The sequence below is a fragment of the Streptomyces spongiae genome (assembly GCF_009377185.1).
Taxonomy (GTDB): domain Bacteria; phylum Actinomycetota; class Actinomycetes; order Streptomycetales; family Streptomycetaceae; genus Streptomyces; species Streptomyces spongiae.
This window is the reverse complement of the sequence record NZ_VJZC01000323.1, coordinates 1-11,287: the sequence shown is the minus strand read 5'-3', so window position 1 is coordinate 11,287 and position 11,287 is coordinate 1. Positions and strand designations below refer to the sequence as shown.

At 70.8% G+C, this 11,287-nt stretch carries 9 protein-coding genes; 1 reads left to right on the top strand and 8 read right to left on the bottom strand.

The genetic code is table 11. From position 1 onward, the window contains the following. Window positions 1-61 precede the first annotated feature (61 nt). From FNH08_RS32315 to FNH08_RS32310, 3 genes are read right to left on the bottom strand one after another with little or no spacing between them, the layout of a single operon-like run. Window positions 62-358 (bottom strand): DUF4190 domain-containing protein, encoded by a 297-nt coding sequence (locus FNH08_RS32315; protein WP_194238687.1) that lies wholly within the window; start codon window positions 356-358, stop codon window positions 62-64. 15 nt (window positions 359-373) lie between these two features. Further along, entirely contained in the window at window positions 374-523 is a 150-nt protein-coding gene (locus FNH08_RS51025) for a hypothetical protein (RefSeq protein ID WP_194238686.1), read from the bottom strand. Beyond that, window positions 511-2,925 (bottom strand): MMPL family transporter, encoded by a 2,415-nt coding sequence (locus tag FNH08_RS32310; protein WP_194238685.1) that lies wholly within the window; start codon window positions 2,923-2,925, stop codon window positions 511-513. Before FNH08_RS32310 ends, FNH08_RS51025 begins: the two co-directional genes overlap by 13 nt. 121 nt (window positions 2,926-3,046) lie before the next feature. On the opposite strand from FNH08_RS32310, the gene FNH08_RS32305 reads away from it, so the two are divergent. Next, window positions 3,047-3,661 carry a TetR/AcrR family transcriptional regulator gene (locus tag FNH08_RS32305; RefSeq protein WP_152775080.1) on the top strand — a complete coding sequence of 205 codons (615 nt, stop codon included), beginning with the start codon at window positions 3,047-3,049 and terminating at the stop codon, window positions 3,659-3,661. Between the two features lie 33 nt (window positions 3,662-3,694). On the opposite strand, the gene FNH08_RS32300 is transcribed toward FNH08_RS32305, so the two are convergent. Genes FNH08_RS32300 through FNH08_RS32280 form a run of 5 tightly spaced genes read right to left on the bottom strand, consistent with a single transcriptional unit; the run spans window position 3,695 to window position 10,877 of the window. Then, complete coding sequence (locus tag FNH08_RS32300) at window positions 3,695-5,059, bottom strand: ABC transporter substrate-binding protein (RefSeq protein ID WP_152775079.1); 1,365 nt, start codon at window positions 5,057-5,059, stop codon at window positions 3,695-3,697. A 51-nt stretch (window positions 5,060-5,110) separates the two neighbouring features. Beyond that, entirely contained in the window at window positions 5,111-6,421 is a 1,311-nt protein-coding gene (locus FNH08_RS32295; RefSeq protein ID WP_152775078.1) for a sugar ABC transporter permease, read from the bottom strand. Beyond that, window positions 6,412-7,191, bottom strand: a complete 780-nt coding sequence (locus tag FNH08_RS32290; protein ID WP_322725864.1) for an ATP-binding cassette domain-containing protein — start codon at window positions 7,189-7,191, stop codon at window positions 6,412-6,414. The genes FNH08_RS32295 and FNH08_RS32290 overlap by 10 nt, the downstream gene beginning before the upstream one ends. Window positions 7,192-7,206: 15 nt before the next feature. Next, window positions 7,207-8,298, bottom strand: a complete 1,092-nt coding sequence (locus tag FNH08_RS32285; RefSeq protein ID WP_152775077.1) for a substrate-binding domain-containing protein — start codon at window positions 8,296-8,298, stop codon at window positions 7,207-7,209. Then, window positions 8,295-10,877 (bottom strand): SpoIIE family protein phosphatase, encoded by a 2,583-nt coding sequence (locus tag FNH08_RS32280; RefSeq protein ID WP_152775076.1) that lies wholly within the window; start codon window positions 10,875-10,877, stop codon window positions 8,295-8,297. The genes FNH08_RS32285 and FNH08_RS32280 overlap by 4 nt, the downstream gene beginning before the upstream one ends. Between the last annotated feature and the right edge of the window lie 410 nt (window positions 10,878-11,287).

The window sequence follows — 11,287 nt, the reverse complement described above, 5'->3', positions numbered from 1 at the left end:
GGGCTCCGCCCCGGACCCCGCTCCTCAAACGCCGGAGGGGCTGAATTTGTGCGGGCCGCGGCTACAGATGCCAGGTGACCGAGTCGTTGACGGTGAGCAGGGTCGCGAAGACGGCGATGTCGGCGAAACCGAGGAACATGCCGAACCAGGCGCGGCCCGGCCGCCGCGTGCCGCGCCCCAGCGCGAGCGTCGAGAGTGCGACGGCGGTGGGGCCCAGGACGAGGTTGCCCACCAGCAGTCCCGTGAGGCCGAACATGAAGGACGCCACGGCCATGCCGTCCGTGTCCCTGGCGCCGACGGCCCCCGTCCGGCTCCGAGCCCTCCCGCTCGGCTCCTTCGACAGCTTGGTCAGTGGCATGGGGTCACACTCCGTTCAGCGTCCGGTGAGGTGCTCGCGCACCAGGAAGGTGGTCAGCCAGGCGCCGATGACCGCGCCGCCGATCAGGCTGACGTGGACCGGTAGTTGGGCGACGGCGCCCAGCATCGTGCCCAGCAGGAGGAAAGTAGCGATCAGCGCGTCCATGTCCGTCCTTTCGTTGCTGCGGTCCTTGCGGCGGCCGGCTGTTGAACGGGCGCCCCGTCACCGCGGCCGGGGAACCACCAGTTCCAACGGCCCATCAGCCGCATCGCCGCCGGCACCAGCAGGAGCCGTACGAGCGTGGCGTCCAGGAGTATGGCGACCGCCATGCCGAAGCCCAGCTGCTGGATGGGAACGATTCCGGCGAACCCGAACGCCCCGAAGACCGCGACCATGAGCACGGCGGCTCCCGAGATCAGGGGCGCAGTACGGGTGAGGCCGCGGGCCACGGACACCGTGTTGTCACCGGTCGTCAGGTACTCCTCACGGACCCGGTCGAGCAGGAAGACCTCGTAGTCGGTACTGAGGCTGAACAGCAGCGCCAGCAGCAGCACCGGCACGAAGTTCTGCAGGTAGTCGGTCTGCTCGAAGCCGAGGAGCCCGGTGCCCAGGCCCTTCTGGAAGACCAGGATGAGAACGCCGTAGGTCGCGGCGATCGACAGCAGGTTCATCGCAATGGCCTTCAGCGGCAGCAGCAGCGACCGGAAGGTCAGCAGGAGGACGAGGTAGACGGCCGCGAGCATGACGAGGACGACCTGCGGCAGACCGTCCTGGATGACGCGGTTGGCTTCGATGCCCTCGGCCGTCTCGCCGCCGATCACAGAGCTGAGTGTGGAGGTGGGAAGCTGGTCCGCCTCGTCCTGGACGCGGCTGAGCAACTCCCGCGCCGCGTCGTCGGAAGCCGTGGTGTCCGGGACGACCTCCAGGACGAGGGCGCGGTTGCCCTCGGCGACGTAGTGCCGCACCGTGTCGCGGGCGTCGTCGGGAAGCCGGTCCAGCAAGGGCGCGGCCAGGGCCTTGAGGGGCGCCTGCGGGGAGGCGGACTCCAGTACGGGCAGGGCGGAGTCGACCCGGTCGACGTGCGGCAGCTTCTCCAGACGGCTGCTGAAGCGGGTCAGGTGCTCGGACTGCTCCGACTCCTCCAGCGGGGCACGGGAGGTGACGACCACCTGGATCGGGGAGGTGGTGCCGACCCCGAACGCGTCCTGCATGTGGTCGTAGCCGACCCGGGCGGCCGAGTCCTCCGGCAGGATGCGGGCGTCGGGGGAGAAGGTGCGCAACTGCGCGACGGGAGCCGCGAGCGCGACGAGGACCACGCTGGTCGCGGTGAGGAACAGCACCGGTCTGGCCATGACCTTCAGAGACAGGCGGAACCAGCGGCTGTTCTCCTCTCCGGCCACGGACGTCGTGTCAGCCGCGCGGTGGTCGTCCGCTTTCCCGGCGGCCCGCCGGAACCGCTCGCCCAGGCTCCTCGGGACGCGGACGCGGCCCGCGTTGATGCGGTCTCCCAGCAGGTGCAGCAGGACCGGAAGGAAGAGGACGGTGGTCAGCACGCAGAAGGCGACGACCACGACGGCCCCGAGCGCCAGGGAGAAGATGACGGTGAGGTCGATGAGGAAGAGGGTGCACATCGCCAGGACGACGGTGGCGCCGGAGGCGACGACGGTGTGCCCGGACGTGCGCAGGGTCGCCGCCACGGCCGATGCGACGTCCTGTCCTCTGGCCAGCTGTTCCTTGAACCGTGTGATCATGAACAGTGAGTAGTCGACACCGACACCCAGTCCGAGCATGGTGGCGGCGTTCTGCACGAAGACCGACAACTCGTGGTGCCGGGCCACCGGGGCCAGCACGCCCAGGGTGAAGACGATGGCGGAGACGCCGACGGCCAGCGAGGCCAGGGCGGCGGCGACACTGCGGAACAGCCACAGCAGGATCACGATGATCAGCGGCATCGTGATCAGCTCGGCCCTGGCCAGTCCCTCCTGGCTGAGCGCGTTGACCTCCCCCCAGAAGGAGGAGGGGCTGACCAGGGAGACATCGAGGCCCCGCGGACCGAACCGGTCTTCCAGATCCGCCTGCACCTTGGGCAGTTCGCGGCGTGCCGTGCCGTCGTCGAGATCCAGGGCAAGGGAGTCGATGACCGTGTGGTGGTCGTCGCCGGCGTAGTCGGACCGGTTCTGAGGAGTGAGGCCGGTCCAGCCGTGGCTGTCGGTGACCTTCAGCGCCGGTTCCGCCGTCACCTGCCGTGCCATGTCCCGGGCCCGCTGCTCGAACCGCGGGTCGTCGGACTCGTACCGCTTGTCGTGGATGACGAGGGTGACCGTGGTCCGCCCCCTGCCCTTGAAGCCGTGCTCCAGCTGCTGTGCCGCCTTGGTGGAGTCGGCTCCCGGTACGTACCAGCCGCCACCGCTGAGCGAGTCGGCGATGGACGAGGCGCCCAGGCCGCTGATCGCCAGGGCCGCCAGCCACAGCCCGAGCAGCGGTCGGCGGAACCTTCTGATCAGCCGGGAAGCGTGGTGGGCGAGGTCTCCGGGGCGCCTTGGTTCGGCGGTGCGTGTGGACGGCATACGACGGCTCCCAACGTTGGAGAAGTCGGGCGGCAGGTTGGATAATTCGGGGACTTCAAGTCGTTCACCGACTGGAAGTCGGTGAACGACCAACAGTCGGTCAGTATTCTTTGGAGGCAACATGACGGTCAAGTCACGGCGTGAGGAGTACGCGGCGCTGACCCGCGCCGCGGTGCTGGAGGCGGCCGCGGAACTCTTCGCCGAGAAGGGCTTCGACGTCACCTCCGTCGACGACATCGCCGGCACCGCCCGCGTCAGCAAGGGCGCCGTCTACCACCACTTCGCGGACAAGCGCGCCATCTTCGACGAGGTCTTCAAGGTCAGCCAGCAGGGCGTCCTCGACCAGGTCGCGGTCGCCATCGAGGGGCTCGGCGACTCAGAGCAGTCGCCTGGGGCGGTCGCGAGCGCCGCCGTGCGGGGCTTCCTGGGCAGCTATGTCGTGGACGCGCGCCGGAGGGCACTGCTGCGCCAGTCCGCCGGCGTCCTCGGCGTGCAGCGCTGCCGGGAGGTGGACAACGAGCTGGCGCTGCCTCTGGTGCTGGGACTCCTGAACCAGTTGGCCGAGCGGGGCGAGTTGCAGCCGGTACCGATCGAGATGACCGCGACCGTGATCTTCGGAACGCTCTGCGAGGCGGCCACCGCACTGGCCTTCGCCGAGGACCACGAGCAGGCGGGCAAGGAGGCGGCACAGGTGGTGGGCCACATGTTGTCCGGCCTGCTCAAGGAGTCTTCGTAAGGCCGACGGTCGGCACCCCGCGCGTCGAAACCGCTACTCGCCCCGATACTTCGCCGCCGACGCCTGGGCGAGATCCTGGGCCTTCTTCAGGGCCGTGTCGACGGACTGCTGACCCGCGACGGCGGAGCTGATCTGCTGGGAGACCGCGGTGCCGAGAACGGCGAACTCGGGGATCGCGAGGAAGCCGATACCGGAGTAGGGGCGCGGGGCGACCCCCGGGTTCTTCGGATCGGCGGAGTCCCTCTCCGCCGTGTACTCCTGCCGGTACCAGGCATGGGCCGCCTTCTGGTACTCGGGGTTGTCGTAGAGCGACTCGCGGTTCCCGGCGGGCGCCGCGGTCCAGCCGAGCTCCCCGCCGACCTGGGCCTGGTACTCCTTGGAGGAGGCCCAGGAGATGAACTCCCAGGCGGCGTCCTTGTTCTCGCTCGCCGCCTGGATGCCCCAGGCCCAGGTCCACAGCCAGCCGGACCGCCCGGTCCTGTCGTGCGGGGCCGGGGCGTACCCGACCTTGCCCTTGACCGACGAGCCGTCGGCCTCCAGGGACTGGGCCAGCGACGTGGCGTCGTACATCATGGCGCACTTGCCCTGGACGAACAGGTCGAGGATCTCCAGGACGCCCATCCGGTGGGCGTCGGGTTCACCGTGCGAGCGGAGCAGGTCGACGTAGAACTCCACCGCCTTCCTGAACTCCGGCGAGGTGAGCTTGGCGTTCCACGACATGTCGTACCAGGCGCCACCGAAGGTGTTCACGACCGTGTTGAGCGGGGCGAGGTTCTGGCCCCATCCCGGCAGCCCGCGCAGACAGATGCCGTCCGCGCCGTCGCTGCCGTCGACCCTGGCCGCGAGCTGGGCGACCTGCTCCCAGGTCGGGTTCGCCGGCATGGTCAGCCCCTCCTTGCGGAAGAGGTCCTTGCGGTACATCAGGAAGGAACCCTCGCCGTAGAACGGCTCGGCGTAGAGCTTGCCGTCGTCCCCGGTCAACGACGCGACCAGGTTGGGGAAGACGTCGTCCTGGTCGAAGTCCTTGTCCGCCTTCGCGTACGCGTCCAGCGGGGCGAGCCAGCCGTTGTCCGAGTAGATCGGCACCTCGTACGCGCTGACGCTCGCCACGTCGTAGTCCCCGGCCTGGGTCGCGAACTCACGGTTCATCCGCTCCCGCGCCGCGTTCTCCGGCAGCAGGGTGTAGTTGACCGTGATACCGGTCTTCGAGGTGAAGTGCTCCCTGGTGAGCTTCTTGAGGTTCTGCACCTGGGGCGCGTCCATGGCGAGCACGTTGATGCTCCCGTTCGATCCGCCGGACGGCGGGTCCGCGTCACCGCAGCCGGAGAGGATCAGACCGGTGGTGGCCGCCGCGCTCGCGGCCACCCGGGCGAGATGACTGCGCCCATTGCTGAACATTTCACCAAGATTAGGCCAATAGGGGTATAGGGCAAATCAAGATGTGGCACGTCACCCCGCCCGTGGTCGGCCGCCCGGCGTCTCCGCCCGCCGGGAGAGCGAGTCCGCCGCGACGGCGGCGAGCAGCACCCCACCGGTGATCATGAACTGGACGGAGTCCTCGACCCCCAGCAGTGCCATGCCCGAGGCGATGGACTGGATGACCAGCACACCGAGCAGCACGGACCAGGGGGAGCCACGCCCGCCGAACAGACTCGTGCCCCCGATGACGGCCGCCGCGATGGCGTTGATCAGCAGCATGCCCGAGCCGGCGGCGCGGGCCGTCGTGGGGCTCGCCGAGGTGAGCCCCGAGGCCACGAACAGGCCACCGATCGCGGCCAGTGTCCCCGACACCATGAACATCGCGATCCGCACCCGCTCCACACCGACACCGGCGCGCCGCGCCGCCTCCACGCCGCCGCCGAGCGCGTACACCTTCCGTCCGTAGCGGGTGCGGCGCAGAACGTAGTCCGACACGACGAGGACCACCAGGAAGATCAGCAGCGCGAGCGGCAGCCCCTGGAACCGGTTGAGTGTGTGGGCGGTGCCGAAGGCGAGCACGGCCAGCGCACCGCCGCGCACCCAGATCTCGCTCAGCGGCCGGTTCGGCATCCCGGCGGCCTTGTTGCGGTTGCGGTGCCGGAGGGCGGCCAGCAGGTACCCGGCCGTGCCGATGGCCGCCAGTCCGTACGCGACCGCCATGGCGCCGAAGTACTCGCTGGTCAGCGAGGCGACCAGGCCCTCCTCGTCGATGTTGATGGTGCCGCTCGCGCCCAGCAGGTAGAGCGTCAGGCCGTTCCAGACCAGCAGTCCCGCGAGGGTGACGACGAACGCCGGCACCCCCAGCCAGGCGAAGAAGGCCCCTTGGAAGGCGCCCACCGCCATCCCCGAGGCCACCCCCACGATCACGGCCAGCCACTCCGGCATGCCCAGGTTCACGTTCAGCACGGCGAACACGGCTCCCGACAGACCGCTCACGGAGCCGACCGACAGATCGATCTCCCCGATCAGCAGCACGAACACGATGCCTACGGCGACCAGACCGGTGCCCACGATCTCCACGCTGAGGTTGGACAGGTTGCGCGGAGAGAGGAAGTTGTCGTCGAGGGACTGAAAGATGAGCCAGATCACGATCAGCCCGAGGACGACCAGGATCGGGCCGCGTTCACCGACCCGCACCCGGCCGCGGACCTCGTCGGCGTACCCCTTGAGGCTCCGCTGCCACCCCCGGGTGCGCGGGCCCCGGCCGGGCGTGGCGGTCCCGGTGCCGGCACCGCCGCCCGTCCCGGCGTCCCGGGGCGACCCGCCGCCGCTCACGGCCATGCCTCCTCGGTGCCCGCCGTACGGTGGGCCACGGCGTTGTCCGCGGCGCCGGTGATGGACGAGATGATCTGCTCCTGCGACGCGGTGCTCACGTCGAACAGGCCGTTGTTCCGGCCCAGGCGCAGGACGGCGACACGGTCCGCGACGGCCTTGATGTCCCCCATGTTGTGGCTGATCAGGAGGATCGCCATACCGCGGTCGCGCACCTGCTCGATGAGGTCGAGGAGGTGGCTCGTCTGCTCGACGCCCAGAGCGGCGGTGGGCTCGTCCAGCAGCAGGACCTTCGGTGCGCCCATCAGCGAGCGGGAGATCGCGACGGCCTGCCGCTGCCCCGCGGACAGCGCGGCGACCGGCATGCGCACATCGGGGATACGGATGGACAGGGTGCGCATCAGCTCACGGGCGCGGCGCTCCATCTCCACCTCGTCGAGGATGCCCACCCGGTCGATCTCCCGGCCGAGGAAGAGATTGCCGACGACGTCGAGGTTGTCGCACATCGCGAGGTCCTGGTAGACGGTCGCGATGCCCAGGGCGTGGGCGTCGTGGGGCCGTTTGATGTGGACGAGCCTGCCCTCCCACTCGATGACACCCCGGTCGGCGGGCCCGACCCCCGAGATCACCTTGATCAGCGTGGACTTGCCCGCGCCGTTGTCCCCGGCCAGGGCGACCACCTCACCGGCCCTCAGCTGCAGTTCCACGTCGAGGAGTGCCTGGACGCCGCCGAACCGCTTGGAGATGCCGCGCAACGACAGGACGGGCGGGAACGTCACCGGGACCGCCTCCCCTCATCCGCCGAGCCCGGCCTGGTCGCAGGCGGGCCGGAGCTTCGGGGTGCAGATCTCGTCGATCGAGTACACGCCGTCCCTGACGAGCGTCTGCTCGATGGTGTCGACGGTGACGCCGATCGGGGTGAGCAGCACGGCCGGGACGTTCTCCGTGGTCGGGCTGTCCACGGTCGTCGTGGCGATGGAGTCGACCGAGTCGCCGCGGCCCAGGGCCACGGCCATGGCGGCGGCCGCGTTCGCCTCCTGTTTGAAGGGCTTGTAGACCGTCATGGTCTGCTCACCCTCGACGATCCGCTGCACCGCGTCGAGGTCGGCGTCCTGGCCGGTGACGGGCGGCAGCGGCGAGACACGGGCGCTCTTGAGGGCCCCGACGACACCGGCGGCGATGGAGTCGTTGGCCGCCAGGACACCGTCGATGCCGTCCGGGCCCAGGGCGCTGATCGCGGCGGACATGTTGTTGTGGGCGTTGTCCGTCCGCCAGCCCAGGGTGGTGTACGACTTGCCGATCGTCACCTTGTCGTCGAGGACGGACCGGGCGCCCTCCTCGTACCAGGCCGCGTTGGGGCTGGCAGGGTCACCGTTCATCATGACGATCCGGCCGCCGTCCGCCTCCGCGCCCATGGCCTTGAGGAGTCCCTCGGCCTGGAGCCTGCCGACCTGGGCGCCGTCGAAGCTGACGAAGCCCGAGATCGGGCCCTCGGCGAGCCGGTCGTAGGCGAGGACCGGGATGTCCGCCCGTTCCGCCGCCTGCACCGAGGAGCGCAGCGCCTTGGGGTCGACGGCGTCCAGGATGATGACTCCCGCTCCCTTGGTGATCAGGGAGTTCATCTGCTGCCGCTGGCTCGTCGCGTCGTTCTCGGCGTTGGCGTACGTGATGTCGCAGTCGGGGCACAGCTCCTTCACGCGCTTCTCGATCATGGGTTTGTCGGAGTTCTCCCAGCGGGGGACCGCGCGGCTCGGCAGCAGCAGGCCGACGGTGAAAGCGTTGTCCCCGTCTCCGGCTCCGTCGCCTTCTCCACAGCCGGCCGCGAACACGACGACCATGAGCCCCGCGACGACGGCGGTGACGGCGTTGCGTGTGCGGGTCCTCATCTCAGACCCCCTCGTTTCCGTCTCAGGCCCCCGCGTTTCCTTCCGGACCGGGTGTCCTCGCGTCCGGGGCCGGCGTCGTCCGGTGCGGGCCCGTCCTGAGCCGGCTCCGGTTCGGGCGGTGGTACGACGATCTCGCTCCACACCTGCTTGCCGCCGCCGACCGGCACGGAGCCCCAGGACGCCGACATCGCCTCGACGAGGAAGAGCCCGCGGCCGCCGGTCGACTCCCAGTCCACGACCACCGGTTTGGCGGGGGCGCGCGGAGAGGAGTCGGTCACGGCGATCCGCACCCGGTCCCCGGCATGGGTGAGGTCGAGCCGGACCGCGCCCTGGGTGTGCACCAGCGCGTTGGTGACCAGCTCCGAGACGATCAGGAGCACCGCGTCGGCCTCGTCGCCGATGCTCCACGACCGCAGGGTGCGTGCGGCGAAACGCCGACCGTGCATGACGGCGTCGGGCAGCCGCCACACCACCCAGCCCGCCCGCACCGGCCGGACCTTCATCCCGTCGTAGCGCAGCAGCAGCAACGCCACGTCGTCCTCACGGCGGCCGTTCTCCCCGAGCAGCGCGTCGGCCATCCGCCCGGGATCCGTGGGGTCCGCGGCGGCGAGCGCCTCGCGCGTGCGCAGCATGCCCTCGTCCAACTGCAGGTCGGCCGCCTCGACCAGGCCGTCGGTCACCAGCGCGAGGACGGTGCCGGGGGACAGCGCGACCGCGGTCAGGGGGAACTCGGCGTCCGCGGCGATGCCCAGCGGGATGCCGCCCTCGACCGCCACCTCCTCGGTGCTGCCGTCGGGGTGGCGCAGCAGCGGGGACAGGTGCCCGGCCCGCACGAACAGCGCGTTGCCCTCCTCCATGTCCAGCTCGACGTAGCAGCAGGTGGCGAACAGGTCGGTCTCCATGCCGACGAGCAGACGGTTCGCGTGCGAGACGACCACGTCGGGCGGGTGGCCCTCCACGGCGTAGGCACGCACCGCGGTGCGCATCTGGCCCATGATCGTCGCGGCCCCGGCGCTGTGCCCCTGGACGTCACCGATGACGAGGGCCACCTTGCTCTCGGAGAGCGCGATGACGTCGTACCAGTCGCCACCCACCTGCAACCCGCGCTGGGCGGGCAGATAGCGGGCCACGGCCGTCCCGCCCGGCAGCTCCGGGAGGCGGCGCGGCAGCAGACTGCGCTGCAGCAGGGTGGCGAGCTCCTGCTCGGCGTCGTAGGCGTGCGCCCGCTTCAGGGCCTGCCCCACCAGCCCCGCCGTCGCGGTGAGCAGGGACCGCTCCTCCGGGCCGAACTCGTGCGGCTCCTCCCAGCCGACCAGACACACCCCCGCGACCCCGCTCTTGGCCGGCAGCGGCAGGACGGCCAGCCCGCCGGGGCCGACCCCGGTGAGTCCGGGTTCGAGGGAGGCACCCGCGGGCCACAGGCTCATCCGGCCGTCCCGCAGCACCTGCTGCAGCGTGGGCAGGGCGCTGACCGGCGCGTCGGGCCACTCCGAACGCCACTCGGAGCGCCACAGCTCCGGCCACGCGCCGGCCGCCGGCGGATCGAGGACGGTGACCGCCAGCCGGTCGTCCACCAGCTCGGCGAGCGCCACCCGGTCGGCGGCCAGCGGCTCGCGCAGCGCGGCGACCACCACACGGCTGACGTCTCGTACGGTCGTGGCGTCGTCGAGTGCGGCGGTCAGCCACTGGACCCGGGCGACGTCACTGGCGCTCTGGCGTAGCACGGAGGTGGCGGTCACCAGACCCACCACCCCCTCCGGCCCGTCGTCCGCACCCCGCAGCACCCGGCAGCTCAGGCGCAGCCAGCACAGCTCGCCGGTGGGCCTGCGGACACGGAACTCGAGCTCCCTCAGGCCGCCGGCCTGCGTGGACGGCTCCACCACCGACATCAGCGAGGGGAGGTCCTCCGGGACGGTGTACGAGAGCAGGGTGTCGGTCTTGCCGTCGAAGTCGTCCTCGGAGATACCGAACAGTTCGAGCAGCGTCGAGTCCGTCTCGACCTTGCCGGTGCCGAGCTCCAGGACGAACGAACCGACGCGCATGCTCCGCAGCGCCGGGTCCAGCAGAGGCGCGGGCGCCGACGGATCGGCCTCCCCGCGCAGCCGCCCGCCGATGGCGTCGGCGTACTGCTCCAGGAAGTCCCGCTGCTCGGCTCCGAAGCCGTCGACGGAGTCGCCCAGGACGACGAGGCAGCCCAGCCACCCGCCGGCCGCCCCGAGTGGCAGCACGGCGAGAGGGCCGTCCTCGGGGCGGGAGGCGAACACCGCGGAACTCAGCCACAGCTGCCGCCCCACGCGGAAGGCGTCGGCCACCGGGGAGTCGCCGGAGACCGCGACGCGCTCCGGCAGCCGGCCCGCGGCGGTGTCGGCTCCGGCCGGTTCGGCCACTTCCACGAGCCGCAACTCCTGGCTTCCGTTCCCCGGCACGTAGACAGCCGCCAGCGCCGCCCCGGCGAACGCCAGGACCTGATCCCTCGCGGTGGGCTCCGACACCGGACGAGCCGGACCGGCGTCCTCCGCCCCGGCCCCGAGTGCCCGCAGACCCGAGACTGCGGCCCGGGCACCGCCGTAATGGGGCATTGTCCGTACCTACCTCCCGTCCATGCCGCAGGCGCCGGCAGGTGGAGGTCCCCGGAACTCAGGCGGCGACGGCGCGGGCGCATGACCCGACGACGCCGGACCGCACCGCCGATGAGCGGCAGGGCACCCATACTCAGAATCGCATACCTGGACAAAGGCGCCATATGTTCTGCGGCCGGAGGGGTACGACGAGGGCGCCCCCGTGCGGATGCGGGTGCCGGGGAGTGGTGGCTTTGGTGGCTCACGGGGAGCCGATCGGCGGGCGCTTCCCCGGCCGACGACGGTCCCGCGCGGCGGTGCGGCGGCGGCGCCCCAGGCTCCAACTCACTTGACATCGTTGTCCGTTGAGGGGGTAGAGTCACGCCCCGGCCGTCGGACAACGTTGTCGCGCCCCACAGTCACCTCAAGCC